We start from the raw sequence: 25,338 nt of genomic DNA on the forward strand, positions 1-25,338 counted from the left end.
GCTGACCGGTCATGCCGGTGCGGTGTCCTCGGTCGCCTTCAGCCCGGACGGGCGGACCCTCGCCAGCGGCTCCACCGACCACACCGTGCGGCTGTGGGATGTCGCCACGCCCGCGCGGCCTCGTCAGGTCGGCGTGGCGCTGACCGGTCATGCCGGTGCGGTGTCCTCGGTCGCGTTCAGCCCGGACGGGCGAATACTCGCCAGCGGCGCCGAGGACACCCTGCGGCTCTGGAACGTCGGTGACGCGGCGCATCCACAGGCGCTCGGTGCCCCACTGGCCATCCGGTCCGGGGAGTTGCTCTCGCTGGCTTTCGGTCCGGACAACCGCACCCTNGCCACGGGGGGGACGGAGGGATCAGTCGGGTTCTGGGACGTGTCGGATCCTGCCCTGCCTCGTACGCTTGGCGCNTCCCCAGCGCACGGTGGGCCGGTGTTCTCGGTCTCCTTCAGTCCCGACGGACGCAGGGTCGCCAGCGCCGGCGGCGACCAGACCCGGCTGTGGACGGTGACCTGACGACCGGTCCGCCCGGGATCACTGCGGTCGCTCGACGTGGTCCTGGATGGCGAGGAAGCGCCGGATCGCCTCGACATCGGCCGGAACGATCGGCTTCGCCGCAGCGATCGGGTCCACCGGAGCGATCCGGCCGAGCGAACGGACGGGAGGCGCCGAGCGGGTGACCGTGGAGCGCGCCGAGCGGGCGGATGGCGCCGACACGAGTGCGACGTCGATCGGGCGCAGGGGCAGCATCCCGTCGAGGACGAGCTGGCCCGGGCGGCGGTCGCCCTCCCAGCTTCCGTCGGCGTGCTGGATGTACAGCTCGTCCGCATACACGGCGTAACGCCGGACGTCGTATCCGGAGCCGCGCGTCGCGGCGTCGGTACGCGTGGCCGCGCGGTCGAGGGCGGCGCGGATGCGGCCCAGGCTGATCCCGGCCCGCCGCAGCGTCCCGATCATTCGGAGCTGAGCCAGGTCACGACCGCCGTCGCGGACCAGACCGGAACGACGCCAGCGCGCCACCTGGCGGGGAGTGACCCGGGCGTCGGGCGGCTGCGGGGGGCCGGCTGCGGGTGGTCGCGACGTGGGCTGGTCCCCCGTCATNTCGCCGAATGTAGCCCCACGGGGCCGCCTCGCCGCACCTCGGGGCGGACCTTCGTACGCTGAACGGATGACCGAGCGTCTGTACTTCCGCCAGCTTCTGTCCGGTCGTGACTTCGCCGTCGGCGACCCGGTCGGCACCCAGATGGTCAACTTCGTCTACCTCGTCGGAGACCGGGAGACCGGCGAGGCGGTGGTCGTCGACCCCGCCTACAAGGTGGACGACCTGCTCGCCCTGGTCGCCGCCGACGGCATGCGGCTCACCGGCGCGCTCGTCAGCCACTACCATGCCGATCACGTGGGCGGCTCCGCGTTCGGCATCGAGATCGAGGGCATCCGCGAGCTGCTCACCCGCGTGCACGTGCCCATCCACGTCAACCGGGCCGAGGCCGAGTGGGTGCGCCGGGCCACCGAGGTCTCCGCCGCCGACCTCGTCGAGCACGACGACGCCGACGTGGTCACCGTCGGGGAGATCCCGATCCAGCTTCTGCACACCCCGGGNCACACGCCCGGCAGCCAGTGTTTCGTCGTCGACAACCGGCTCGTCGCGGGCGACACCCTGTTCCTGGAGGGCTGCGGCCGGATGGACCTGCCCGGCGGCGATGNCGGGCTGATGTACGACAGCCTGCGCCGACTGGCCACCCTGCCGGACACCACCACCGTCTTCCCCGGTCACCAGTACTCCCCGCAGTCGTCCGAGGACCTGTCGGTCGTCAAGCGGATGAACCACGTCTTCCGCCCGACGAGTGCCCAGCAGTGGAAGTCGATGCTCGGACTCGGCTGATCGACGACGACCTGGAGTTCCGCGCATGAGCCCGACGACCCCGACCCCGACCCCGGCCTCGGCGCCGACGACCGCACCGGCGCCCGGCCGGATCCGCACGGTGTGCCTGCAGATCGACTGCCCGGACGGTGAGAGCGTGGCGGACCGGGTGCGCCGGGTGCTGGCCGACCTGCGCAGCACCGACGCCGACCTCGTCGTGCTCCCCGAACTGTGGGCCACCGGCTACTTCCGTTTCGATGCCTACCAGGCGCAGGCGGAGCCGCTGACCGGTCCGACGCTGACCGCGTTGCNGGAGGTGGCCCGGGAACGCCGGTTCCACCTGGTCGCGGGCAGCCTGGTGGAGCGCGCCGACGACGGCCGGCTGCACAACACGACCGCCCTGATCGGTCCCGGCGGCGACATCCTGCATACCTATCGGAAGATTCACCTGTTCGGTTACGGCTCCGACGAGGCCCGGCTGCTCACGCCGGGAACGACCGTCGACGCCGTGCGCACCGAGCTCGGCTGCATCGGCCTGGCCACCTGCTACGACCTCCGCTTCCCCGAGTTGTTCCGGCTGCTCGGCGACGCGGGTGCCGACCTCGTCGCGGTCGTGTCGGCGTGGCCCGCGGCCCGGCTGGAGCACTGGCGCGTGCTCACCCGGGCCCGCGCGATCGAGAACCAGGTCCACCTCGTCGCCTGCAACGTCGCGGGCCGGCACGCGGGCCGCGACCTGGCCGGGGCGAGCGTCGTCGTCGACCCGTGGGGGGTGGTGCTGGCCGAGGGCGGCCAGGGCCCCGCTCGGGTCCGCGCCGAGCTCGACCCGGCCCTCCCGGCCGCCGTCCGTGCCGAGTTCCCGGTGCTCACCCACCGCCGGCTGCCGCCGTCCGGAGGTCACCAGAGCCGGTAGGCGACCTCGCCGTGCTGGGTGATGTCGAGACCCTTGGCCTCCTCGTCCGGCGTCACCCGCAGCCGGTGGACCAGCCGCACCGCCCCGGCGATGATCATTGAGACGACGAACGAGTAGGCCACCACCGCCGCCACGGCGACGATCTGCTCGCGCAGCAGGCTGCTGCCGCCGCCGTAGAACAGCCCGTCCCGGCCGCCGATGTCGCTGCTGCCCAGCAGGCCGATGAGCAGGGCGCCCAGCGCGCCGCCGACGAGGTGCACGGCGCCGACGTCCAGGGCGTCGTCGATGCCGACCTTGCCCTTGATGGCGGTGGCCAGGGCGCACACGCCGCCGGCGAGCAGGCCGATGACGATCGAGNCGACCGGGGTGACGTACCCGGCCGCGGGGGTGATCGCCACCAGGCCGGCGACGGCGCCGGAGGCGGCGCCGAGCGTGGAGGCCATCCCGTCACGCAGGCGCTCCACGAGAATCCAGCCCAGCATGGCGCAGGCGGCCGCGGTGTTGGTGTTCACGAACGCGCTGCCGGCCAGCTCGTTGGCGTGCAGCGCGGAGCCGGCGTTGAAGNCGAACCAGCCGAACCACAGCAGGCCCGCGCCGAGCAGGACGAACGGGACGTTGTGCGGGCGGAAGTCGCCGCTGGGCCAGCCGCGGCGGGGACCCAGCACGATCGCCACCGCGAGGGCGGCGGCGCCGGCGTTGGCGTGGACGACGGTTCCCCCGGCGAAGTCCTCGGCGCCGTGCTCGTAGAGCCAGCCGGCGGGGGAGAAGACCCAGTGCGCGACCGGGCCGTAGACCAGCACCGACCACAGCGCGATGAACAGCGCGAAGGCGCTGAACCGGAATCGGTCCGCGCTGGCCCCCGTGATGAGCGCCGGCGTGATGACCGCGAACATGAGCTGGAAGCAGACGAACACGACCGGCGGGATGGTCTGCCCCGCCGCGCCCGTGTACCCGGCGACCTGGACGTCCATGTGGGCGAGCCCGACGTGGTCGAAGCCGCCGACGAACCCGTTGGCCCCCCCGAAGGCCAGGCTGTAGGTCACCAGGACCCACAGCACGCTGACGATGCCCATGCAGAAGAAGTTCTGCATGATCATGCTCAGGACGTTCTCGACCCGGACCATCCCGCCGTAGAAGAACGCCAGGCCCGGCGTCATGAGCAGGACGAGGGCGGCGCTGGCCAGCACCCAGGCCGTGTCCCCTGTGTCGATCGTCCCGAAGTCGAACGGCATGTCGCTCCTGTCCCTGCGCCGCCGTTGTGCGTGTCCCGCGATCAGTGGGCGGGTGTCGGGCCGGCGAAGATGCGCGTCGTGCGACAGGCTCGGCAGCGGTGCTTTCCGACTCGTGTCATGCGCGTATCGGGTTGGTAAAGCCCCTGTTTTGGGTGCATATCGTGGCGAGGTTCTCCGGCTGGGTGGCCGCCGGACGGCCCCGTCCGCCGCATGGCAGGCTGACGGCATGTCGAACCAGTCCGCCCGGCCGCCCGACCTGACCGGTCGTGGCGGGGAGTTCCTCGACTTCTGGCGGGAGCGGCACCTGTGCAGCCTGACCACGGTGCGCGCCGACGGCAGCGCGCACGTGGTCGCCGTCGGCGCGACCCTCGACCCGGCGGCCGGGATCGCCCGCGTGATCACCTCCGGCCGGTCCCGCAAGGCGCGGCTGATCGCCGGGGGGCCCACCACGGGAACCGCCGTCGCGGTTTGCCAGATCGACGGGCGCCGATGGTCGACGCTGGAGGGGCTGGCCGTGGTGCGCGACGATCCGGCGAGCGTCGCGGAGGCGGAGCGGCGCTACGCGCAGCGTTATCGCGAGCCGCGGGCCAATCCGCTGCGGGTCGTCCTGGAGGTGCGGATCACCCGGGTGCTGGGCAGCGTCTGACCGCCGTGGGCGCCGGTGGGCGGGCTGGCCGGTGCCCGGTCAGGACGTGCCCGGTCAGGATGGTGCCCGGTCAGGATGGTGCCCGGTCAGGACGTGCCCGGTCAGGATGGTGCCGCGCCGATGGCGGCCGCGATCCCGGCCAGCAGCCACTCCAGGCCCTCCGCGAAGCTGTCCCGGGCGTTCTCGCCNACCAGGACGAGGTCCTGGCTGTGGAACTGGGCCAGGTGCGGGTACTGGCCGCCGTCGAGCACGCCGGTCAGGTAGCGCTGCACCTCCGCCCGGTCGGCCCCACCGAGGTAGCCCTGGCGCTCCCGCAGCTCGGCGGTGACATGGCCGAGGGTGTACGTGTCGACCGCGCGCAGCATCGCGGCCCGCCGACGGGGCGGTAGCGGCAGGGCGGCCACCGCCGCCGCGGACTGCTCGGCGTGGCGCAGCCCGTTCGGGCCGAGGCGAGGATGGCAGGCGAGCGTCTGCAGGACCCAGGGGTGGCGCAGGCTGCTGTCCCGGGTGCGGTGGGCGATGGCACGCAGGGCGTCGCGCCAGTCCGTCGGCAACGGCTCGGGGACGATCACCTCGGCCGCCACCTGGTCGTTCATGAGCGCGAGCAGGTCGTCCTTGCGGTCGAAGTGGGAGTACAGGCTCATCGGCCGGGCGTCGAGCGCCGCGGCGACCCGGCGGATCGAGACCGCCTCGAGCCCCTCGGNGTCGGCCATCGCGACGGCCGCGTCGACGATCGCCTCGCGGGTCAGCCGCGGCCGGCGGCGTTCGGCCGTCCGGGCCCAGACGATGGCGGACGNCCCCCCCGCCGGCGGCGGGCGGTCCGCAGCGCCGGGCACCTCGGCGAGCGTCGGGCTCGCGCGATCCGGGCCTGTCTGATCCGGGCCTGCCTGATCCGGGCCTGTGGAGGTCAGGCCTGCGGGCGTCAGGTTCGTGGGGGTGCGGTCCGTGGGGTTCGTGGAGGTGAGGTCCGTGGGCGTCGGGCCCGCGGGTGCGGCCGGGCGGCGTGCGGGTGCCGGGGGGGCGAAGGCCGTCGGTACCGCCGGGAGTCTCTCCGCGCGGGTGTGGTCACCCATACCTCGAGGTTACGTGGTCCGACGCAGACGTTACGGCGTACGGTCAACGATGCGCCGTAGCGGAACCGAGACGGTGTATCGTTCGGTCGTGCGGTGGCGAGAGCCGCTCATCCCACCGCGCTGGTGGCGCCGCCACGAGATCCCCTGAACCGTTTCGGAGGTGTGGGCCCATGGCTGTTCAGGCCAAGGCGTCGACGGTGGAGAGCACCGGCGGTGGGGGTGGCGGTGGCGGTGGCGACCGGTTGGAGCCCGCGCTCGTCCGCCTGGCGCTGGTCGTTCTCGTCGGAGCGGTCGTGGTGCAGCTCGACGCGACGATCGTGTCGGTCGCGCTCGACACGCTCGCGCGGTCGTTCGACGTCGGCGTGTCGACGATCCAGTGGGTCAGCACCGGCTACCTGCTGGCCCTCGCGGTGGTGATCCCGCTCACCGGCTGGTCGGTCGAGCGCTTCGGGGGCAAGCGCATGTGGCTGGCGTCGCTGACGCTGTTTCTGGTGGGCTCCGTGCTCTGCGGGATCGCCTGGTCCGCGGGCAGTCTGATCGCCTTCCGGGTCGTCCAGGGCGCGGGGGGCGGNCTGCTGCTGCCGCTGATGCAGACGATCCTCGCCCAGGCTGCCGGTCCCGCGCGCCTGGGTCGGCTCATGGCGACGGTGGCCGTCCCGGCCCTGCTCACCCCCGTGCTCGGCCCCGTCGTCGGCGGTGTGCTCATCGATGATCTCGGCTGGCGCTGGATCTTCCTCGTCAACGTGCCGGTCTGTGCCGTCNCCATCGCCCTGGCCTGGCGCCTGATGCCCGAGATGCGGGTGGCGCAGCGCCACCCGTTCGACGGGGTCGGGTTCGCCCTGCTCTCCCCGGGGCTCGCCGTGGCGATCTACGGCCTGTCCGAGGCGGGTCGGCGTGGCGACTTCGCCGACCCGAGGGCACTGGTTCCCATGATCGTCGGTCTCGCGATGATCGCCGTGTTTGCCTGGCACGCGCTGCGGACCAGGATCGTCCCGTTGATCGACCTGCGCCTGTTCCGCTTCGCGTCGTTCTGCGGCTCCGCGGGGATGATGTTCCTGTTCGGGCTCTCGCTGTATGGCGCGATGTTGTTGCTTCCGCTCTACGAGCAGCAGGTGCGGGGGCGCAGCGCCATCGAGGCCGGGCTGCTGCTCGCGCCGCAGGGACTGGGAATGATGCTCGCGATGATCGTGGTCGGCCGGCTGGTCGATCGGACCAGCCCGCGGCTGCTCGTCCTGATCGGGCTCGGGCTGAGCCTGCTGGGCTCGGTGGCCTACACCCAGGTCGGCGTGGACACGAGCGAGGTCCTCCTCGGTGGTTCCCTGGTTCTGCGGGGAATGGGCCTCGCGGCCGCGTCGATTCCCGTCATGTCGGCGGCCTACCACGGACTACGCCCCGCCGACATTCCCCGCGCCACCTCGGCGGTGCGCATCTTCCAGCAGATCGGCGGCTCCCTCGGCACCGCCGTGCTCGCGGTGGTCCTGGCCCATCAGCTACGTGGGACGACCCCGGGCGGCGCCGTGGCGGACCTCGGCACGCAGGCGCACGCGTACGCGGTGGCGTTCTGGTGGACGCTCGGACTCTCCCTGCTCGCCGTTCCGTTGGCCCTGCTGTTGCCGGGTCGAGCGGCGGGCAGCCCGCGGTCCGCGGCGCCACCGGACCGACTGGTCGCAGCGGAGACGGCTGCCGGATCCGACCCGGGCACGCCGGGTGTCGCACCCGCCGAGCCGGGACCGGTGGCGCGGCCGGTCTGACGGTCCCGCCCGAGGGGTGCCGCGGCGACCGGCGGCACCGAAGATCAGCGTCCGGAGTCGGGGTTGTCGGTGCCATTCCGCCAGGGCAGCGCGACGGTGACCAGTGTCGGGCCGCCGGGCGGGCTGTCGACGACCAGGGTGCCGTCGATGGCGTCCAGGCGTCCGGTCAGACCGGCCAGACCCGTACCGCGGCGGGGNTCCGCGCCGCCGACGCCGTCGTCGCTGACCCGCAGCAGCAGGCTGGCTCCGTCGGGGCGGCGCAGCTCGATCGTGGCGGCGCTGGCCCGACTGTGCTTGCTGATGTTGGTGAGCAGCTCCGATGNGGTGAAGTAGACGATGCCCTCCAGGGAGGCGGCCGGCCGGCTGCTCAGCTCGACGGCGGCCCGGGTGGGCACGGTGCACCGGGCGGCCAGCGAGGCCAGAGCGGCGGGCAGCCCGCGGTCGGTGAGGATCGCGGGATGGATGCCGCGGGCCAGGTCGCGCAGTTCCTGCAGGGCGAGTTTCGCCTCGCCGTGCGCCTCGGCGACCATGAGGGCGGCGGCGTCAGGATCGTCGGCGAGCTTCTCCTTCGCCAGCCCCAAGCCCATGGCCAGCGCGACGAGCCGGGCCTGCGCGCNGTCGTGCAGGTCGCGTTCGATCCGCCGCAGGTCGGCGGCGGCGGAGTCGGCGAGCGTGCCCCGGTCCGCCTCCAGTTCCCGGATGCGCCGCTCCACCTCCTCCGACGGGGAGAGCAGTCCGCGGATCATCGCTCGATCGACCGCGACGAGCCCGCGGGTGGCCGAGGGCAGCACCACCCAGCCCACGGTGAGCAGCAGCACCGCCGCCACAAAGCTGATGATGCTCCAGGGCAGGCGGATGAACAGATACAACGCGGTGCGCCAGGACACCGGATCGGCCAGCGCGGCGAACATCGAGCCGAGCCCGCCGGCCCGGCGGCGCGGTCGCCGCGACGGCGCGTCGATGCGCAGGCCGAGCAGCCACCGCGCCCGGACCCGCTCGATGGTGCCCAACACGCGGCACAACTGCAGGCCGAACGCGAGCACGGGTATCCCGATCACCGTGACCACCAGGCCGGCACCGAGGGCCAGCGCCGTCGTCACNCAGACGAAGCCGATAATGCCCAAAGGGAGGTTCAGCAGCAGGAACAGCACACCCCGCCAGGTTGCGGCGCCCGCGGCGAGCCGTTGCCTGCGGGGCTCGGCGNCCTCGGCGGATCCGGCACCTTCGGGGGCCGNGGTGGAGTCGGCCGTGGCGGCGACAGGCGCAGTCACCGGCTGCCGTCCTCCCACTGGATCTTCCCACCGGAATCGTCTCGGGCCGGTCCCCGCGGCCGGTCCGGGACGTGCGTCGAGAGTACCCCGATCATGGCTAAGCCGAGACTTTTGTCGGTGGGGGATGGTTGTCTTCTCGTAGATCCGGAGGGCATCCGCTTCCCACCCGGAAGCGGTCGGGCGACCACGAGGAGCTTGGGAGTCATGAAACTTCTCACGGCCACCGCGTACGCGCAGGGCCTGCGTGTCGACGATTTCCACTGGGCGGTGGAAGGTGAGCTCGTAACCCTGCGTGCATTCTGTGACATGCACCTGGACCGGCCGCACGGTCGGTGTGAATGTGGCCGGGTCTTCGTCGGCCTGGGTTCTTTCTACGGAACGACGACGGCGATGGTCCGAGACCTTCCTGGAATTACGGAAACGGAGTACCTGGAGGCGTTGCGTAACAGTCTGGACGCGCAGGGCTGGGACGCCCGCCACGCCGACGCGGAGGCATCGCGCCTGCTCACGGAGGTCGAACGCTGGCCTGTGGGGGCGATCGTCGAGCGGTTCGTCGACGGACTGTCGGTCCGGGCGCTGTCGGACGCCAGCATCGGCCGCGTGCCCGGCCGTCGCTGAACCTGCCTGGATCGGGTTGGGGTCTCCCGCCGTCGTGGCGGCGGGAGACCCACACACACCGTGCTTGTGACATACCGGCGATCGGGCGACTCCTGCCGGTGGCGAATCGCCAGTGGCGGCATTCTGGGCCGGCGCCAGGAAACAGCAGGCCAAGGCCGTGTGCACTCACGGATGGGGAGAGTTCCTGCGCCTTGGGTGACGCGCGGACAGCTGGTCGACACCGGGCCGATCGGTTTCGAGTGGCCAGTTCCGCGTTGTCGGTTCCCGGTGATTGGGTCCGGGTGTCGGATTCAGGACAGCGGGTTCGGACCGCCCGGCTCGGACTGCTCGGCGAGGAAACGCTCGAGTGCTTCCCCGAGCTCGTCGGCGGTCGGCAGCTTCTGCTCGGCGTCGATCGTGGGCAGGCTGGGGCCGCGCCGCCCCCGCTGGTAGGCGTCGTACTGCTCCTCCAACGCGTGGACGAGCGCCGCGGCCTCCCCGCCCTGGGCGATCTGGCTGTTGACCTCGTCCTGAACGGCGACCGCCGCGGAGCGCAGCCCGTCCAGCGGAAGCATGAGGCNGGTCGCCTTCGACACGGACGTCAACAGCACCTCGGTGGCCGCAGGGTAGGTCGTCTGGGCCAGGTAGTGCGGAACGTGGACGGCGAAGCCCATCGCATCCCGACCGTCGCGGCCCAGCTCGTACTCCAGCAGATGCCCGGCGCTGCCGGGAACCTGGAGGCGGCGCAGCCACGGCTCGTAGCCGACGACCAGCTCCTTGCTGCTCCCGTGGGCCGTGATCGTCGCGGGACGGGTGTGCGGAACCGCCATCGGCACGGCGTTGAGCCCGACGGTGAGGCGGACGCCGAGCCGGGCCACCAGCCCGCGAACGGCGGCCGTGAAGCGCTNCCACTGCAGGTCCGGCTCGGGGCCGGTGAGCAGGAGGAACGGCGTGTCCGACTCGTCGCGAAGCTGGTAGAGCGCGAGTACGGGATCCGTGTAGCTCTCCCAGTGGTCCTCGGAGAAGATCATGGTTGGCCGGCGGGACCGGTAGTCCAGCAACTGATCGACGTCGAACGTCGCGACGATGCGATGGTCGAGCGCGGTCAGCAGGTGCTCGCCGGCGAGGCTGACCGCGTTACCGGCGTCGACGACGCCGGTCAGCGCCTCCAGCATGATCGGGCGATGAGCGTCGATGGGGTCGTCGGACGCGTCCTCGGTGAGACTGTAAAGCTCCTGCGGATCAAGCACGATCGAGGTCCTCCTTACACCACCGGTCGCTTCCGTCACCTGAAAAGAAGCGCGGCAGGCGCCGCCGGCATTCCACCGGGGCCGGGGACCACCGGACGACGGGCGTCGCCCGCCTCGGCCGCGCACCGACTTGACGCCGCCCGGGTCTCATCCGCAATTTTACCCGCTACCCGCCTCCGGGAGTGGGCTGACAACGAAGCCGTTACACGCGGCCGCTAGGCTCCCGGAAAAGTTTCGGCGCCCACCCCGGATGCCTTTAGCCAGCCAGCCGGCTCGGTGTGGCGGCCCGGCCCTGTGGACCAGGACCGTGGCCGCCCCGCCGAGTCCCGGTCCGGGACCGGTCCGGGACCGGGACCGGCGCGCCCGATCGGGCCCGCGCCGCGTGGCGAGAGGCGGCACGCAATGACGGACACGCCGACGGGAACCGGGCCACTACGGGGGCCACTGCGAGACCCTCGGGAGGACGCCGTCGCCGGGCGAAGCACCGTCACGGCGATCAAGGACGTCACTGCCGTCGACGCTGTCGCGGACATCGATGCAGTCGCGGCCATCGACGAGGTCGACGTCCGCCGCATCGAGGCCGTCTGCGCGCCGTTGCGGTCGTTGAACACCGAGGGGCTGCTTGCCGGCCTGTTCGACGGGATCGACGGTGCCGCCGAGCTGGTCGCGCTCGTCGCTACGTACTGCGTGCTCGACCACGNGGCGCTGCTGATCGCCGTCAACGACTTCGACGCCGCCCTGGCCGCGCTGGCCTCGCTCGGGCTCGAGCCCAGCCCGCTGGTCCCGAGCGTCATCGTGCGGGCCCGGCTGGGCGAACGCTACGGCGTGCGGCCGGACCTGCTCGACGTGCGCCTCACCCACGCGTCGCTGCGCTCCGACACCGGCGCCGGCCGCACGGTCGAGATCTTCATGGTGCGGCGCACCCCCGAGCTGCCGCCCGGCCTCGTCGAGCAGGAGCGCGCCTTCGAGCTGGAACGGCACTTCGCGATGCGCCTGCCCGAGCCGAACCCGATCATCATCGAGGGGTTGCGCTGGGTGCTGCGGACCCGTGCGGAGTTCCACTGGGACGGCGGCGGTTACAACCCGCACGACCGCGCCGCCGCCGGCGGGACCAGCGTGCTGTACTTTCTGCGCCTCGTCCCGGACGGGGCGGGCAAGATCCGCCGAGAACGACTCGAAGTGAAGTTCTTCGGCGACTACGCGGCGATCGCCAGCACCCACACGACCATCCCGCCGGCGGGCGCGGACCTGCTGCTCGGCCTGCCCCGGCCGCGCACCGCGCAGGGCCGACCCGGCATCGACGACGACGCCGTGGTGCGCTCCGGCTGGTACCGCACCGGCTGGTACCGCACCGGCTGGTACCGCACCGGCTGGGACGTGGCGCGCGCGATGGTCGAGGCCAGGCGCGGCGCCGCCGGGCGTTCCCGGCTGCTCGGCCGGGGCCGGCGGGATCCGGCCGACGGGTCCCGAGGCGGCCGGAGCGGCCGAGGCGGCTGGAGCAGCGAGGCGGCTGGAGCAGCGGAGCAGCGGGGCAGCGGGTCGTGGCCCGGCCCGGGAGCTGACCCGACGTAGGCTCGCGCCGGTGAGGGTCCTGGTCACCGGCGCGACCGGCAAGGTCGGCGGGGCGGTCGTGCGGGCCGCGCTCGAGGCCGGCCACCAGGTGCGGGTTCTGGTCCGCGACCCGGCCCGGGTGCCCGGCCTGCCCCGGCCGGTCGAGGTCGTCGTGGGGGACGTCACCGATCCGGCGACGCTGCCGGCCGCCGTGGCCGGAACCGAGATCGTGTTCAACGCCATGGGCGTTCCCGAGCAGTGGCTGCCCGACGCCGCCGAGTTCGACCGGGTCAACGTGGCCGGCTCGGACAACGTCGCGCGGGCGGCCGCGCGGGCCGGCGTGCGCCGGCTGGTGCACACCAGCACGATCGACGTGTTCGACGCCCCACCGGGCGGCCGCTTCGACGAGACCGCCCTCGCCGCCGCCCCGAAGGGAACCCCGTACGAGCGATCCAAGCAGCGCGCGGAACGGGCGGTGCTCGCCGCCGCCGGTGGCATGCAGGTGGTCATCGTCAACCCGGCCACCGTCTACGGCTTCCCGCCCTACGGGCCGACCTCGATGGAAAGCCGGATGTTCCGCCCGGCGCTGCGCGGACTGCTGCCCGCCGTCCCCCCCGGCGGTTTCGGCCTGGTCTTCACCGAGGGACTGGCCCGCGGTCACCTCGCGGCCGCCCACGCGGGCCGTCCCGGCGCGCGGTACATCCTGTCCGACGCTCATGTCGGGCTGCGGGAGCTGACCGCGGCGGTCGTCGTCGCCGGGGGGCGGGGTCGCCCGCCGGTCGTCACCATCCCGGCCGTGGCGGCCTCGGTGCTCGCCGCNGGCGGCGAGGCGGTGGCCCGGCTGACCCGCCGCCCGCCGCCGCTCGCCCGCGGCCAGCTCCACTACCTGCGGTGGAACGCCATCCCGGACGCCACTCGGGCCCGGACCGAGCTCGGCTGGGAACCGACCCCGCTGGCCGAGGGCCTGCGCCGCACCCTCGCGGAGCTCGACCGCGCCTGACCGGGCCCGTGCCCACGGTGGCCGGCCGACGGGTTCTCCCGGCCCACCGGCGGGTTCTCCCGGCCCACCGGCGAGGTCTCCCGGCCTGGCGGCGAGGTTCTCGGGTTCAGCCGACGAGGTTCTCCGGTCGACCGTCGCGGACGTACTGGTCGAGCTGGCGGGCGATCACGCTCCAGATCCGCTGCGACACGCCGGTGGTCATGCCGCCCACGTGCGGAGTGAGCAGCAGGCCCGGGGCCCGCCACAGCGGATGGCCGGGCGGCAGCGGCTCCGGATCGGTGACGTCCAGTGCCGCCCGCAGCCGCCCGGACTCGAGCTCCGCCAGCAGCGCCGACGTCACGACATGGGGCCCCCGGGCGGCGTTGACCAGGATCGCGCCGTCGGGCATGCGGGCGAGGAAGACGGCGTCGACCAGACCGCGCAGCTCGTCGGTGAGCGGCAGCATCACCACCACGGCATCGTGGTGGGGCAGCAGGTCCGCCACCTCGTCGAGGGTGTGCACGCCGGGCCGCGCCCGCCGGGCGACCATGCTGACCTCGGTCTCGAACGGTTCGAGCCGCCGGCGCAGCGCGGTGCCGAGATCGCCCGCGCCGAGGATGAGCACCCGCCGGCCGGCGAGCGTCCCGGTCTGACGCTGTTCCCAGCGGCCGGCGGCGGCGTCGGTGAGGAACTGCGGAATCTCGCGGTAGAGGGCCAGCAGCGCGCCCACTGCCCATTCGGCGGTGGAACCGCCGTGCGCGCCCCGGGCGTTCGACAGAGCCACCCCCGCCGGCAACCTGCCGTGCCACTGGTCGGTGCCGGCGCTGATGGTCTGCACCAGGCGCAGCTTCGGCAGCTCCCGCATCGCGTCGAGCTGGCGCTGCACCGCGAGCCCCGCCACGACCAGCACCTCGGCCTCGCGGGCCGCCGCCGGCAGGGGGGCGTCCGGGTCGTACCGCAGCGGCTCGATCCCGGGGACCGCCGACAGTGCCGTGACGCCGCCGTCGGTCGGGACGAGGACGAGGACGGGTCTGGACAAGAAGCCTCCCTGTACTGCGTCGTTTTGACCCTTCTGTCGTACCAGAGCCGCTGGCCGGACCCGTACCCGTGGCCGCGCGTTACGAGTGCGTACGTACCGGCTCGCCTTTTTCGCCCCAGGAAAGTCGCACCGCCTTGCTGGACAAAACGGACACGGAGGGGATGGCAGAGGGGGCGGGTGGACGGAGTTGAACGCCGATGTCCACACCGGCGGCCCCGGGGGGATCCGCCTGCGTGGCCGACATGGTGCGGCCGGTGCAGATCCGTCCTGGTAAGGGCGGTCGTCGTCACATAGCCCCGTCCGGGGCAGCGATGGCCGGGAAATACCGCCTATTGTGGTAGGTCTATCCGGTCAATTCGCCGGCATCATCGCGGGGGAGGGGCGCCGACGTGAAGCGACCGGTGCCCACCTCCGCCTCCCGGGACGTTCCGCCTGCCGAAGGTCGGTCCAGTCCGCCCGCTGGTCGCGGCAATGCCGAACCCGGCCCCGAAGGGGGGGACGGTCCTCGGACCGCCGCCGACCCGGGACCGCCGGCCACCGGCGTGGCGGTCGGCACCGGCGACGCCACGGCGCCGATCTACCGCGGACCGTCGGCCACGTCCACGCGGGCCGTCGCGTCGCCACTGTCCGCCGTCCCGGGCGGGCCGGTCGCCGGCGGGCCCGGCAGTCCGGTGGACGGTTCGGGGGACCCGGACGGCGGATCCGGGTCCGAGCCGGCCGCGCGGGGTCCCGGTCGCCGGCGCGGCCTGGGGTCCCGGATCACGCTCGTCCTCGCGGCCGTGCTGAGCGTCGCCGTCCTCGCCGCGACGGTGTCGGGCTGGGTGGTCCTCACCGTCTACGACCGCAAGATCGCACGTGCGAGCATCGCCCTGCCGCACGTCGACGTCTCCCGGCCCCCGGCGGTGCCGGCGGGGACGGAGAACTGGCTGCTCGTCGGCTCAGACGTGCGGACCGGCACGGACGCCGCGAAGGTCGGCGGGGCCCGCTCGGACACGATGATGATCGCGCACCTGTCGTCGGACGGCACGACCCAGATCGTCTCCATTCCGCGTGACCTCTACCTGCCGATCCCCGCCTACACCGACGGCGACGGCGGCACCCACCGGGCGCGCCGGGACCGAGTGAACAGCGCCTTCAACAGCGGCGGCCCGGCCCTGCTGGTCGCCACGCTGGAGCAGCTCACCGGCGTGCGCATCGACCACTACGCCGAGATCGACTTCGGCGGGTTCCAGCAGATGACGACCGCCATCGGCGGCGTCGACGTCTGCCTGACCGCCTCGCCCTACGTCGAGACGGTGATCCTCGACAACGGCCGGCTGGTTCACGCGACCAACCTCAACGATCCCAGCTCCGGCTTCGCCGGGCAGCCGGGCACCAACCACCTCGTCGGCGCGCAGGCCCTCGCCTTCGTCCGCCAGCGGCACGGATTCATCGACGGCGACCTGTCGCGCATCCACCGCCAGCAGGCGTTCCTGGCCGCGGTGTTCCGCAAGGTGTCCTCCGGTGACGTGCTGCTGCGCCCCGCCAAACTCGCCGCGTTCCTGGGGGCCGTCACCCGGTCCACCGTCCTCGACGACGCCACCGACCTCGCCGACCTGCGCCGGCTCGCCACCCGGCTGCACGGCATGGACAGCGGGGCGGTGACCTTCGCGACGATCCCCGTCACCGGGCAGGTCGCCCATCCGGCGTTCTACTTCCTCTACGATCCCGACGCCGTGCGCGCCTTCTTCGCCCGCACGATGGGCGACGGCCACAGCGCGCCGGCCACCGCGGATCCCACCGCCTCACCGGGCACCGACCCCCTCGCCTCGCCCGGCGTCACTCGCCAGCCCGGGCCGAGCGCCTCGGCCACCGCCCGGGCCGACGGGCGGGACGTGGCCGCGCCGACCGCCACCGCCTCCCCGCAGGGGCCGGCGTCGGCATCGGCATCGGTGTCGGCAACGGCTGGAGCCTCACGCGCCTCCGGCCGGGTCAGCCTCGCGCGCTCCGGCCTGATCGTCGCCGGGCCGTCCCTGCCGGGCGCCGCCATCACTCCCCAGATCACGACGCCGGGCTCCATTCCGAGCGCCAGCGCCGTCGAGCCGGAAGGCACGACCGCGACCGCCAGCCCGACGGCCGTGCCGACCACGACGGCCGTGGCCTCCTGCATCCAGTGACGCTGCCCGCCCCCCCAAGGTCCCCATGACGCCGGGCGGCCCGCTCCTGCCCGCGGGGCGCCGGCGCCCCGGCGCACCAGCGGTTCCCAGGTCGGGCCGAATGCTCCAGGTCGGGGCCCAGTGCTCCAGGTCGGGCCGAGGGATCTAGCCCTTGAGCAGGGCGCGGGACATGACGACGCGTTGGACCTGGTTGGTGCCCTCGTAGATTTGGGTGATCTTGGCGTCGCGCATCATCCGCTCGACCGGGAAGTCGCGGGTGTAGCCTGCCCCGCCGAACAGCTGCACCGCGTCGGTGGTGACCTCCATCGCCACGTCCGAGGCGAAGCACTTGGCGGCGGCGGAGACGAAGCCGAGGTTCGGTTCGCCGCGTTCGGCCCGCGCGGCCGAGACGTAGACGAGGTGGCGGGCCGCCTCGATCTTCATGCCCATGTCGGNGAGCATGAACTGGACGGCCTGGTTGTCGGCGATCGCCCGGCCGAACTGGCGGCGCTGCTTGACGTAGGCGAGGGCGGCGTCGAGCGCCCCCTGGGCGATGCCCACGGCCTGCGCGCCGATCGTCGGCCGGGTGTGGTCGAGGGTGGCGAGTGCCGTGCGCAGGCCGGTGCCCGGCTCGCCGATGATGCGGTCGGCGGGGATCGTGCAGCCGGTGAGGTGGATCTCCCGGGTGGGGGAGCCCTTGATGCCGAGCTTGCGTTCCTTCGAGCCGACCTCGAAGCCGGGGTCGTCGCGGTGCACGACGAAGGCGGAGATGCCGTCGGCCTTCTTCGTCGCGTGCGGGTCGGTCACGGCCATCACGGTGTACCAGGTCGACACGCCGGCGTTGGTGATCCAGGTCTTGGTGCCGTCGAGGACCCAGTGGTCGCCGTCGAGGCGGGCACGGGTGCGCATCGAGGCGGTGTCGGAACCCGCCTCCCGCTCGGAGAGCGCGTAGGAGATCATCGCCTCGCCGCTGGCCAGGGAGGGCAGCACGAGGCGCTTGAGCTCCTCGGATCCGGCGAGGATGATCGGCATGCTGCCGAGCTTGTTCACCGCGGGGATCAACGAGCTCGACGCGCAGACGCGGGCGACCTCCTCGATGACGATGCAGGTGGCCACCGAGTCCGCGCCCTGCCCGCCGTAGCTCTCCGGGACGTGCACCGCGGCGAAGCCGGCCCGGTCGAGCGCCTCGCGTGCCTGGTCCGGGAACCGTTCGTGCTCGTCGACGTCGGCGGCGAACGGCGCGATGTCCTTCTCGGCGAGGGTGCGGACCGCCTCCCGCAGCGCGGTGTGCTCCTCGGCGAGCTGGTAGAGGTCGAAGCTCGGGTTCACAACGGGCCNCCTTGGTCGTCGGGTCCGCGAAGGGCGGGGGTCAGGCCGAGTAGTTGTGGAAGCCGCGGCCGGTCTTCTTGCCGAGCAGTCCGGCGTCGACCATGCGCATCAGCAGCGGGGGCGGGGAGTACAGGGGCTCCTTGAACTCCTCGTACATCGACTCGGCCACCGCCTTGATCGTGTCGAGGCCGATGAGGTCGCACAGGCGCAGCGGGCCCATCGGGTGGGCGCAGCCGAGCACCATGCCGCGATCGATGTCGTCCGCGACGGCGAAGCCGGACTCCAGCATCCGCACCGCGGCCAGCAGGTAGGGGACGAGCAGCGAGTTCACCACGAAGCCGGCCCGGTCCTTCGAGCGGATGACCTCCTTGCCGAGCCGGCCGGTGACGAAGCCCTCGGCGGCGGTCTCGGTCGCCGGCGCCGTCAGCAGCGACGGGACGATCTCGACAAGCTTCTGGACGGGCACCGGGTTGAAGAAGTGGATGCCGACGACCTGCTCCGGCCTGGACGTCGCCATGCCCAGCTTCATGATCGGGATGGACGAGGTGTTGGAGGCGAAGATCGCGTCCGGGCGCGTCACAACCTTGTCGAGCGCCCCGAAGATGTCCGCCTTGAGCTGCTCGTTCTCGGCGACCGCCTCGATCACGACGTCGCGGTCGGCGAAGTCGCCGAGATCGGTGGTGAAGGTCAGCCGCGCGAGCACCGCGTCCCGGTCCGCCTCGGTCAGCTTGCCGCCGCGGACCCCGCGGTCCAGCGAGGACGTCAGCCGCTTGCGACCCGCGCTCAGGGCCGGCTCGTCGATCTCGCGGACGGCGACGTCCAGGCCCGCGCGGGCGGCGACCTCGGCGATCCCGGAGCCCATCAGCCCGCACCCGATCACGCCCAGGCGGGCGAACGGTGAACCCGAGCCGGCCTCGGCGGCGGCAGCCTCGGCGGCGGCCACCTGGGCGGCCGTCACCTCGGCGGCGGTCGCCTGGGCGACGGGGTCCGCTGTCTGCACCGCATCCACCGAAGTCACTCCTCGTGCTCGCCTGGTCCCGGATCTGCCTGGGGGCATCGACGGTGCCGGAGCCGCGGCAGCCACGACGATCGGCCACGCGGGCGCGGCACGTCAACCGCAGGCGGCGCGCGACGGATCTCGGCCCGCTTCCACGAGGCGTCGGGCGGCTGGGGCGACGGCTCCGGACACCACTTCCATATCCGCACTCCAGCCTAGACCGTGCGCCTGTTCCGCTCATCAGATCAGACGTCGGTCCAGGTCAGGACTTCAACAGCAACGACCAGACCGGCAGCGTGGCGAACGACAGCGGCACCCCGACCCCCACCAGCAGACTGGGCAGCGGGGTGGCGAGGTCGTGCCGGGCGGCGATGAGCGCGCCCGCGACCATCGGTGGCATCGCCGCCTCGAACAGCGCGATCGTCACGTCGTGGTCGCCGAGCGTTCCGGTCAGCGCGTAGATCCCCACCACCAACGCGGGGGCGACGACCAGCTTCACGCCGAGGCCGAGCGCCAGCTCGCGCCACCACTGCCGGACGGCCCGCACCTCCAGCTGCAGGCCGATGGAGAACAGGGCGAGCGGCGTGAGGGTCGCGCCGAGCGAGGCAAGCGCCGAGTCCAGCCAGCCGGGGAAGGTCAACGGCCGCAGCACCAGCGCGGCCACCAGGGCGCACAGTGCCGGGGCGGTCAGGACGCGGCGAGCCAGCTCCGCACGCGGCAGNGACGACCCGGCGATGATCGTGACGGCGCCGAGCACCACGGTGTTGAGCAGCAGGAACGAACCGAGCTGGTCGACGAGGACGGNGATGGGCACCGACGACGCCCCGAAGAAGACCGTGACCATCGGGAAGCCGACAAAGCTGGTGTTGGCCACCGCCGTCGCGGCGACCAGGGCCGTCACCGTCTGGCGGGACAGCCCCATCGGCCGCGCCGCGAGCAGGTACAGCGCCGTGGACAGGGCGAACAGCAGGTAGGGCGCGGCCACCACGAGCGCGAGGTTGCCCGGGAAGGTCACGGTGTGCATGGCGCGCAGGACGAGCGCCGGCAGCGCGATGTCGAGCAGCCAGGTGTTGACGACCGCGGCGGCCTGGGCGGGCAGTCGCTGCCGCCGCCGGACCACGATGCCCGCGACCAGGCCGACGAGCAGGACGACCAGGGCGGACATCCGGCCATCGTGGCAGCCGACGCCACCGCGCAGGGCCACACGTGGGACACCCCACGTCGGCCGGCCCCGCGCAGCTCAACGGCCGGCCCGCGCAGCTCGACCGATCAGCGGCGGCGCTCCGTGCGGCGTCGCCGCGCCCGCCGCACCCGCCGCAGCAGCCGGGGGAACGCGATGTTCGCGGCGAACAGCGCCGCCGCGAGCAGGTAGTTGCCCTCGCCGAGCCGTTCCTGACCGGGCAGGGGCAGCAGCGTGTAGGTGATCAGGACGAGGGCCGCCAGCAGCAGCGTGCCCACCATCACCCCGCCGATCCAGGGCGGCGAGTCGCTCATCGAACGCGACCGCCGGCCCTCCGGCCGCAGCCGCGCACCGTCCATCGCCACTGCCGGGTTACTCCTCACGGGTCGTTGTGGCGGACATCCTGTTGTCATGGTGGAGGAACGGATGGCAGATTGGCGGGTCAGTTCTGCCGAACCGTCGGATGCCCGATTCGTGCCGCTACCGGCCCGCTCGGTGACCTGCCGGTCGGCCCGGCGGATCGGAGGTGCCGGTGGCGGCTCCCGTGCTCACCGCGCCCGGCGGGATTGCCTGGCGTGACGGTAAGCGGTACATGTGGCTGACCGCCGTCATCGTTCCACTGCTCGCCATCGTGAGCTATGGATTGTGGCACCGCACAGGTCTCGGGGTGCACTGGTGGATCACGCCGTTGTTCGTCTTCGTCGGTGTCCCGCTGCTGGACATATCGACGCCGGCGGATTCGGTGAATCCTCCCGAGGAGATCCGGGCCGCTCTGGAAGCGGATCCGTTCTATCGCCGTTGCACCTACCTCTATCTGCCGCTGGCCGGCATCGGTCTGGTCCTCGGCGCCGCGGCCTGGGCAGGCGGTGACCTGTCGCCGGCCGCCCGCGTCGGCGCGGTGATCTCGGTCGGCACGGTGACCGGGGTGGGGATCACGACGGCCCACGAACTGGGCCACAAGCGGGCTCGGCGCGAACGGTGGCTGGCGCGGCTGATGCTCGCGCCCACCTGCTACGGGCACTTCTACGTCGAACACAACCGGGGTCATCACGTGCGGGTCGCGACGCCGGCCGACCCGGCCAGCGCCCGCCTGGGGGAGGGCTTCTGGCGCTTCTGGCCGCGCACCGTGGTGGGCAGCCTGCGGTCGGCCTGGTCGTTGGAGAGCCGTCGGCTGCGGCTGCGCGGAGCGCGGGTGATCTCGCTGCGCAACGAGGTGATGCTCGGGTGGCTGCTCACCGCCGTCCTGTTCGGCTCGCTGGCCGTCGCCTTCGGGCCGTCGGTGCTTGTCTTCCTCGTCGCTCAGGCGGTGTTCGGATTCACCCTGCTCGAAGGCGTCAACTACATCGAGCACTACGGGTTGGCCCGGGCCCGCACCGCCGACGGGCGCCACGAGCCCGTCACCCCGCGACACAGCTGGAACAGCGACGCGGTGACCAGCAATCTGGCGCTCTACCAGCTCCAACGGCACAGCGATCATCACGCCCATCCCACCCGGCGCTACCAGGTCCTGCGGTCGTTCGAGGAGTCGCCCCAACTGCCGGCGGGATACGCCACGCTGCTGCTCGCCGCGTACCTGCCCCCGGTGTGGTTCCGGCTGATGGACGACCGCGTCCTCGCCCACTACGGCGGCGACCTGAGCCGGGCGAACGTCCATCCGCCGCGGCGGCGTGCTCTGGCAGCCCGCTACCGGGCCTAGCGGATCCCGTCCCACATCGCATTGGCCGGCGCGATCCGCGACCGGGACGGTTCCATCGGGATGGGCGTCCGGGGCCGCTCCTCGTCCGAGGCCGGCCGGGCCGGGGCGGCGGCGGACGGTCGGACGTCGGTGGAGGGCCTCGCGGCGGGATCGGCGGCACCGCTCGTCCCGGCGGCGGCCCGGCCCGCGTCCCGCGCCACCAGCGACGCCGACCCCGTCGGGGCGAAGCTGCGGGACTCCCCGCGGTCGTAGGCGAGCAGATCCTGGCAGAGATCGCGGTAGCCGCGCAGCGCCATCCGCAGGTCCTCCGTCGACGCCTCGCCGCGGGAGCGCCATGCCTCGCGCAGGTCGCCGCGCTGCGCCTCGATCCGGTCCTGCAGGGCGCGTACCGCCTCGTCGACCAGGCGGTCGGCCTGCTCGACGGCGGCCCGAGGATCGTCGACGAAGCCGAGCAGGATCTCCCGCCACCGGTCGGCGTCGCGCCCCTGGCCGGGCCGGGAGTTCGCCGCGGGGCGGCGGTCGTGCCTGATGCCGTCGAGGCTCATGACGGTCCTTCCTGTCGTGCTACGAGGGGGCCGGCCACAGGGCGGCATGGGTGCCGTCGGCGCGGTGACCGCGGAGGTCACCCCGCCGAGAGAAGGGTTCTGGTGGACGGTTGTCAGCGCGCGGGTTCACGCCTCCCGCTGACCGGGGGTGGCGGCGAGGCCGGCGGCAGGCCGGTCCTGCCGGTCCGGCTTGGCTGCCTGGTCGTCGCTGGCGCTGGCGCTGGCGGCGGCGCCGGCGCCGGCGACGGCGTGGCTGCTGGCGCCGGCGGTCACGCCGACCAGTTGGTTGAACACCTCGCGGTAGCGCACGAAGGCCGAGCGCAGGCTCTCGGTGTCCCGCCGGCCCGCGGCGCCCTTCCCGTCCGGCTTGGCCGTGGTCCGCTGATGCGCCTCCCGGTAGCCGGCGACGACGCGCGGATGGTCGGCGGACAGCAGTTCGGTGCGTTCGGTGAAACTGCCGGCCGGGTATCCCCGGGCCCGCATCACCTCACCGACGAGGGCGTCCGCCAGGCTGGTCGCCTCGGCGGGATCGTCCACGAAACGGGTCTGCAGCGTCTCCCAGCGGGCCGTGTAGGTCTCCCGTTCGGCCTGGGTCAGCGGTGTGATGGTAAGCGCGTCGCGCCGGTCGGCAATCTGGCGGAGCTGGCGCTCCGCCGATCGCCGGTCCGAGTGCTCGGCGAGCACGCGGTCGTACTCGGGACCAAATCGCCGCTGCAGCCCCGCCCGTCGGCTGTCACGCTGCCCAAGGAGCATGACGCTGGCGAGGACGGCGACGGCGCAGATCACCAGTAAAATCCAGCCTACGGTGAGCACGGGAAAACCTCCGCCTGACGTCCCTCTTTCGCATCATGATCCGCCCGGTCGGGTACCCAGGTGCNTTCACGGTAAACGCGGGGAAAGCGGAACCGGGCATCCCAGGGCCCCGATAGTGCCGGCGGCGAGTGGCGACGTGCCTCGTTCCGCCTCGCCGCGTTCCAGGCCAGGGCTGTTTCGGCGTGCGGCGGTACACCCGGCGCCGAGGCCGGTCCCGATCCGGATGAACGGCTTCGCGGCCGAGAACCAGCGCGAGTTCCACCGTCCCCGGCCGCGCGCCGGCCGCGATCGAGGACGGCGGACAGGCCGCAGGTGCAATCCCCCGACGGAGGTAGATCCAGCAACGATGGTGGTTGNGGCACAGGGGCACCCGCTGATCGACCAGGCGCAGGGCCGTGCCATGAGCAGGGGAGGCGAAACACTCCTCGTCGCCGGTGGCCTTTCCCATGGCGGCGGGCTCCGGCCGGATCTGCAGATCAACGTCGGTCAGCGCGTCGGCGAACACTCCGTCATCGCCGGTCTGGAAACACCTCGCCGGTCTGGAAACACCTCGCCGGACGGGAAGATCTCGCGCCGGACTGGAACATCTCGCCGGTCTGGAAGGTCTCTGTCGACGTCGCGCCGCGGCGTCGTCCGCTCGGCGAGGGCAAGCCGCATTTCTCGGCGCGACACCTGCGGCGCCACCTGCCGGCTCACGACTCCGGGTCGTCCGGCTCGGTGGGCGGCGGGGGGGCCGACCCGCCGAGGTGCGCGGGCACCCACCAGTCGGCCTCGCCGGGCGCGGGACGCGGATAGCGTCGCTNCGCCTCGTCGAGCAGCTCGGTCATCACCTTGTGCAGGACGTCCGTCCCGGTCTGGCGGTCGGTGAGCTCGGCCGGGGGGACCGGCCGGCCCACCGTGATGGAGATCGGGGTGCCGATGGCGNCCCGAAGCTGGAACGGATGGCCCTTCGTGAGAACCCGCTGGCTGCCCCAGAGGATCACCGGGATCACCGGGACGTTCGTGTGCGCCGCCATCCGGGCCGCACCGGACTTGAAGGAGGCCAGGCAGAAACTCGGGCTGATCGTCGCCTCGGGGAAGACCCCGACGAACTCGCCGGCGCGCAGCGCCTTCAGCGCGTCCCGCAGCGACGCGGCCCCCGCCTGCCGGTCGACCGGGATGTGGTGCATCCCGCGCATCAGCGGACCGGAGATCCGATGGTCGAAGACCTCCTTCTTGGCCATGAAACGGACGAGCCGCCGCCGGGCGGTCCAGAACGGCAGGCCGGCGAGCGCGAAGTCGAGATAGGAGACGTGGTTGATCAGTACTATGCCGCCCCCGGAGGCGGGGATGTTCTCCGCACCCCGCACGTCGAGCCGCAGGCGCAGCGCGCCGAACAGCCCCCTCGCCACAGTGATAACCGGCCGGTAGACGTATTCCGCCACGACGGGCCACTCCTCAGCTTGTCCTCGCGGTCTCCCCCGGGCACCCAAACGCGTTCCCGACCCTACCGCCGCCCCCCGACCACGGGGGCGCCCGACAGGGGAGCGCACGCCCTTTCGAGGACCCCCGCCGGCACCTTCGCGCTCCCCTGGCCCGAGGATCGATGATGTCCGAACGGACGCCGTCGCCGGTGTCGGGCCGACGGCCGCGTATCGGGAGAGACGGCGCCGTAGCGGGCGACGCGTACATACGCGCAGTTGTCGGAGGGGAGCGGCCGGGTGGAGATCCTGCGGCGCAGCATCGAGGCGCAGGCGGCGCCGCCGCAGTGGGTCTTCGTCGTCGCCGCCGTCCTGGCGGCCGTGACGGTGCTCAGCGACCGACTGTGGCCCGTCGCCCGACACGTGATCACGATTGCGCACGAGGGCGGNCACGCCCTGGCCGCGGTCGCGAGCGGCCGGCGTCTGGCCGGCGTCCGCCTGCATTCGGACACCTCCGGGGTCACCGTCTCCTCCGGACGACCGACGGGCCCCGGTGTGATCGCCACGGTCGCCGCCGGCTACCCCACGCCCTCGCTGATCGGACTCGGCGCCGCCGCCCTGCTGGCCACCGGCCNCACGAGCCTGGTGCTCCAGCTCTGTGTGGCGATGCTGCTCGCGATGCTGGTGGTGATCCGCAACGGCTTCGGGGTGATGTCGCTGGTGGTCAGCACCGCGGCAATCCTCGCGGTCTCCTGGTTCGCGCCGCCCACCGCGCGCGCCGGGTTCGCCGCCTACGTCGCCTGCTTCCTGCTGCTGGGAGGGCTGCGGCCGGTGGTCGAGGTGCAGCGGCAGCGGCGCCGGCGCCGGGGGAGGGACTCGGATCCAGATCAGCTCGCCCGGCTGACCGGGCTGCCCCCGGGCTTCTGGGTGGGTCTGTTCGGCCTGACGGGGCTCGCCTGCCTCGCCGGCGGGGGCGGTCTGCTGTTCGGCTGAGCATCGGGCTTCGCCGAGCCGCTGCCGCGGGTCCCCCGCCGGGCGCCTGCCGGCAGCGACCGGGAATTGTCGGACTCGGCTGCCAGACTGGT

17 protein-coding genes and 22 pseudogenes are annotated in these 25,338 nt (G+C 72.9%); 16 read left to right on the plus strand and 23 right to left on the minus strand.

Features of this window, described 5'->3' with window-relative positions; translation table 11 throughout:
- Nucleotides 1-532 precede the first annotated feature (532 nt).
- Nucleotides 533-1,099 (minus strand): hypothetical protein (locus UK94_RS18080; RefSeq protein WP_157734320.1); only part of this gene is annotated, 567 nt, incomplete at its 5' end.
- Between the two features lie 67 nt (nucleotides 1,100-1,166).
- Here UK94_RS18080 and UK94_RS56700 point away from each other — a divergent pair.
- The 5 genes and pseudogenes from UK94_RS56700 to UK94_RS18090 all read left to right on the plus strand — a co-directional run.
- A partial coding sequence (locus UK94_RS56700; protein WP_235488495.1) for an MBL fold metallo-hydrolase occupies nucleotides 1,167-1,597 on the plus strand: 431 nt, incomplete at its 3' end.
- A 1-nt stretch (nucleotide 1,598) separates the two neighbouring features.
- Nucleotides 1,599-1,701: pseudogene (locus tag UK94_RS56705) on the plus strand (MBL fold metallo-hydrolase); the annotation flags it as partial.
- Nucleotide 1,702: 1 nt separating this feature from the next.
- Nucleotides 1,703-1,880: pseudogene (locus UK94_RS56710) on the plus strand (MBL fold metallo-hydrolase); the annotation flags it as partial.
- Nucleotides 1,881-1,905: 25 nt separating this feature from the next.
- Nucleotides 1,906-2,170, plus strand: a 265-nt coding sequence (locus UK94_RS56715) for a nitrilase-related carbon-nitrogen hydrolase (protein ID WP_313949541.1), incomplete at its 3' end; no start/stop codon positions are given.
- A gap of 1 nt (nucleotide 2,171) precedes the next feature.
- Nucleotides 2,172-2,769: pseudogene (locus tag UK94_RS18090) on the plus strand (nitrilase-related carbon-nitrogen hydrolase); the annotation flags it as partial.
- On the opposite strand, the pseudogene UK94_RS56720 reads toward UK94_RS18090, so the two are convergent.
- From UK94_RS56720 to UK94_RS56730, 3 pseudogenes are all read right to left on the minus strand, one after another.
- Nucleotides 2,754-3,126 (minus strand): annotated as a pseudogene (locus UK94_RS56720) (ammonium transporter); the annotation flags it as partial. The pseudogenes UK94_RS18090 and UK94_RS56720 overlap by 16 nt on opposite strands.
- Before the next feature lies 1 nt (nucleotide 3,127).
- Nucleotides 3,128-3,333, minus strand: a pseudogene (locus UK94_RS56725) (ammonium transporter); the annotation flags it as partial.
- A 1-nt stretch (nucleotide 3,334) separates the two neighbouring features.
- A pseudogene (locus tag UK94_RS56730) lies at nucleotides 3,335-4,001 on the minus strand (ammonium transporter); the annotation flags it as partial.
- 226 nt (nucleotides 4,002-4,227) lie between these two features.
- On the opposite strand from UK94_RS56730, the gene UK94_RS18100 reads away from it, so the two are divergent.
- Entirely contained in the window at nucleotides 4,228-4,647 is a 420-nt protein-coding gene (locus UK94_RS18100) for a pyridoxamine 5'-phosphate oxidase family protein (RefSeq protein ID WP_011603144.1), read from the plus strand.
- A 101-nt stretch (nucleotides 4,648-4,748) separates the two neighbouring features.
- Here the strand turns inward: UK94_RS18100 and UK94_RS74245 are convergent.
- The 3 pseudogenes from UK94_RS74245 to UK94_RS76210 form a co-directional block, all read right to left on the minus strand.
- Nucleotides 4,749-4,835, minus strand: a pseudogene (locus UK94_RS74245) (TetR/AcrR family transcriptional regulator); the annotation flags it as partial.
- A 1-nt stretch (nucleotide 4,836) separates the two neighbouring features.
- A pseudogene (locus tag UK94_RS18105) lies at nucleotides 4,837-5,350 on the minus strand (TetR/AcrR family transcriptional regulator C-terminal domain-containing protein); the annotation flags it as partial.
- 1 nt (nucleotide 5,351) lies between these two features.
- A pseudogene (locus UK94_RS76210) lies at nucleotides 5,352-5,435 on the minus strand (TetR/AcrR family transcriptional regulator); the annotation flags it as partial.
- A 455-nt stretch (nucleotides 5,436-5,890) separates the two neighbouring features.
- Here UK94_RS76210 and UK94_RS56735 point away from each other — a divergent pair.
- From UK94_RS56735 to UK94_RS56745, 3 genes and pseudogenes are all read left to right on the plus strand, one after another.
- Nucleotides 5,891-6,291, plus strand: a 401-nt coding sequence (locus tag UK94_RS56735; protein WP_235488510.1) for an MFS transporter, incomplete at its 3' end; no start/stop codon positions are given.
- 1 nt (nucleotide 6,292) lies between these two features.
- The coding region (locus UK94_RS56740; protein ID WP_235488512.1) for an MFS transporter at nucleotides 6,293-6,481 on the plus strand (189 nt) is incomplete at its 3' end.
- 1 nt (nucleotide 6,482) lies between these two features.
- Nucleotides 6,483-7,471: pseudogene (locus UK94_RS56745) on the plus strand (MFS transporter); the annotation flags it as partial.
- Between the two features lie 323 nt (nucleotides 7,472-7,794).
- On the opposite strand, the pseudogene UK94_RS56760 reads toward UK94_RS56745, so the two are convergent.
- The 3 pseudogenes from UK94_RS56760 to UK94_RS74250 all read right to left on the minus strand — a co-directional run.
- Nucleotides 7,795-8,087 (minus strand): annotated as a pseudogene (locus UK94_RS56760) (histidine kinase dimerization/phosphoacceptor domain-containing protein); the annotation flags it as partial.
- Between the two features lies 1 nt (nucleotide 8,088).
- Nucleotides 8,089-8,571 (minus strand): annotated as a pseudogene (locus tag UK94_RS56765) (sensor domain-containing protein); the annotation flags it as partial.
- A gap of 1 nt (nucleotide 8,572) precedes the next feature.
- A pseudogene (locus UK94_RS74250) lies at nucleotides 8,573-8,622 on the minus strand (hypothetical protein); the annotation flags it as partial.
- A gap of 324 nt (nucleotides 8,623-8,946) precedes the next feature.
- On the opposite strand from UK94_RS74250, the gene UK94_RS18120 reads away from it, so the two are divergent.
- On the plus strand, nucleotides 8,947-9,360 hold the full coding sequence (locus UK94_RS18120; RefSeq protein WP_041939031.1) for a hypothetical protein: 414 nt from the start codon (nucleotides 8,947-8,949) through the stop codon (nucleotides 9,358-9,360).
- Nucleotides 9,361-9,650: 290 nt separating this feature from the next.
- On the opposite strand, the pseudogene UK94_RS56770 reads toward UK94_RS18120, so the two are convergent.
- From UK94_RS56770 to UK94_RS56780, 3 pseudogenes are all read right to left on the minus strand, one after another.
- Nucleotides 9,651-9,919: pseudogene (locus tag UK94_RS56770) on the minus strand (PAC2 family protein); the annotation flags it as partial.
- Nucleotide 9,920: 1 nt separating this feature from the next.
- Nucleotides 9,921-10,246, minus strand: a pseudogene (locus tag UK94_RS56775) (PAC2 family protein); the annotation flags it as partial.
- A 1-nt stretch (nucleotide 10,247) separates the two neighbouring features.
- Nucleotides 10,248-10,589: pseudogene (locus UK94_RS56780) on the minus strand (PAC2 family protein); the annotation flags it as partial.
- Nucleotides 10,590-12,171: 1,582 nt separating this feature from the next.
- Here UK94_RS56780 and UK94_RS18135 point away from each other — a divergent pair.
- A partial coding sequence (locus tag UK94_RS18135) for an NAD(P)H-binding protein (RefSeq protein ID WP_268761423.1) occupies nucleotides 12,172-12,959 on the plus strand: 788 nt, incomplete at its 3' end.
- 287 nt (nucleotides 12,960-13,246) lie between these two features.
- On the opposite strand, the gene UK94_RS18140 is transcribed toward UK94_RS18135, so the two are convergent.
- Nucleotides 13,247-14,158 carry a 2-hydroxyacid dehydrogenase gene (locus tag UK94_RS18140; RefSeq protein ID WP_055750785.1) on the minus strand — a complete coding sequence of 304 codons (912 nt, stop codon included), beginning with the start codon at nucleotides 14,156-14,158 and terminating at the stop codon, nucleotides 13,247-13,249.
- 542 nt (nucleotides 14,159-14,700) lie between these two features.
- On the opposite strand from UK94_RS18140, the gene UK94_RS18145 reads away from it, so the two are divergent.
- Nucleotides 14,701-16,314, plus strand: a complete 1,614-nt coding sequence (locus UK94_RS18145) for an LCP family protein (RefSeq protein ID WP_055750786.1) — start codon at nucleotides 14,701-14,703, stop codon at nucleotides 16,312-16,314.
- Nucleotides 16,315-16,458: 144 nt separating this feature from the next.
- Here UK94_RS18145 and UK94_RS56785 read toward each other — a convergent pair.
- The 5 genes and pseudogenes from UK94_RS56785 to UK94_RS18165 all read right to left on the minus strand — a co-directional run.
- A partial coding sequence (locus UK94_RS56785; RefSeq protein ID WP_268761424.1) for an acyl-CoA dehydrogenase family protein occupies nucleotides 16,459-16,748 on the minus strand: 290 nt, incomplete at its 5' end.
- A 1-nt stretch (nucleotide 16,749) separates the two neighbouring features.
- A pseudogene (locus tag UK94_RS18150) lies at nucleotides 16,750-17,622 on the minus strand (acyl-CoA dehydrogenase family protein); the annotation flags it as partial.
- A 40-nt stretch (nucleotides 17,623-17,662) separates the two neighbouring features.
- Complete coding sequence (locus tag UK94_RS18155) at nucleotides 17,663-18,565, minus strand: 3-hydroxybutyryl-CoA dehydrogenase (protein WP_055750829.1); 903 nt, start codon at nucleotides 18,563-18,565, stop codon at nucleotides 17,663-17,665.
- 316 nt (nucleotides 18,566-18,881) lie between these two features.
- Nucleotides 18,882-19,340: AEC family transporter (locus UK94_RS56790; protein ID WP_235488514.1), on the minus strand; the 459-nt coding region annotated here is incomplete at its 5' end.
- Between the two features lie 548 nt (nucleotides 19,341-19,888).
- A complete protein-coding gene (locus UK94_RS18165; protein WP_011603158.1) occupies nucleotides 19,889-20,113 on the minus strand; it encodes a hypothetical protein in 225 nt (74 codons plus the stop codon).
- A gap of 218 nt (nucleotides 20,114-20,331) precedes the next feature.
- Between UK94_RS18165 and UK94_RS18170 the strand changes: the two genes are divergently transcribed.
- Nucleotides 20,332-21,495 (plus strand): alkane 1-monooxygenase, encoded by a 1,164-nt coding sequence (locus UK94_RS18170; RefSeq protein WP_041940318.1) that lies wholly within the window; start codon nucleotides 20,332-20,334, stop codon nucleotides 21,493-21,495.
- Here UK94_RS18170 and UK94_RS18175 read toward each other — a convergent pair.
- The 4 genes and pseudogenes from UK94_RS18175 to UK94_RS18185 form a co-directional block, all read right to left on the minus strand.
- On the minus strand, nucleotides 21,492-22,040 hold the full coding sequence (locus tag UK94_RS18175) for a hypothetical protein (RefSeq protein ID WP_011603160.1): 549 nt from the start codon (nucleotides 22,038-22,040) through the stop codon (nucleotides 21,492-21,494). The genes UK94_RS18170 and UK94_RS18175 overlap by 4 nt on opposite strands.
- A 126-nt stretch (nucleotides 22,041-22,166) precedes the next feature.
- Complete coding sequence (locus UK94_RS18180) at nucleotides 22,167-22,853, minus strand: hypothetical protein (protein ID WP_055750788.1); 687 nt, start codon at nucleotides 22,851-22,853, stop codon at nucleotides 22,167-22,169.
- Between the two features lie 692 nt (nucleotides 22,854-23,545).
- Nucleotides 23,546-23,655, minus strand: a pseudogene (locus UK94_RS56800) (1-acyl-sn-glycerol-3-phosphate acyltransferase); the annotation flags it as partial.
- Nucleotides 23,656-23,778: 123 nt separating this feature from the next.
- Nucleotides 23,779-24,277: pseudogene (locus UK94_RS18185) on the minus strand (lysophospholipid acyltransferase family protein); the annotation flags it as partial.
- A gap of 276 nt (nucleotides 24,278-24,553) precedes the next feature.
- Here UK94_RS18185 and UK94_RS56810 point away from each other — a divergent pair.
- The 3 pseudogenes from UK94_RS56810 to UK94_RS56820 all read left to right on the plus strand — a co-directional run.
- Nucleotides 24,554-24,702 (plus strand): annotated as a pseudogene (locus UK94_RS56810) (M50 family peptidase); the annotation flags it as partial.
- Between the two features lies 1 nt (nucleotide 24,703).
- Nucleotides 24,704-24,887, plus strand: a pseudogene (locus UK94_RS56815) (M50 family metallopeptidase); the annotation flags it as partial.
- Nucleotide 24,888: 1 nt separating this feature from the next.
- Nucleotides 24,889-25,246: pseudogene (locus UK94_RS56820) on the plus strand (M50 family metallopeptidase); the annotation flags it as partial.
- Nucleotides 25,247-25,338: the final 92 nt, after the last annotated feature.

The organism is Frankia sp. AvcI1 (assembly GCF_001420875.1).
GTDB lineage: Bacteria > Actinomycetota > Actinomycetes > Frankiales > Frankiaceae > Frankia > Frankia alni.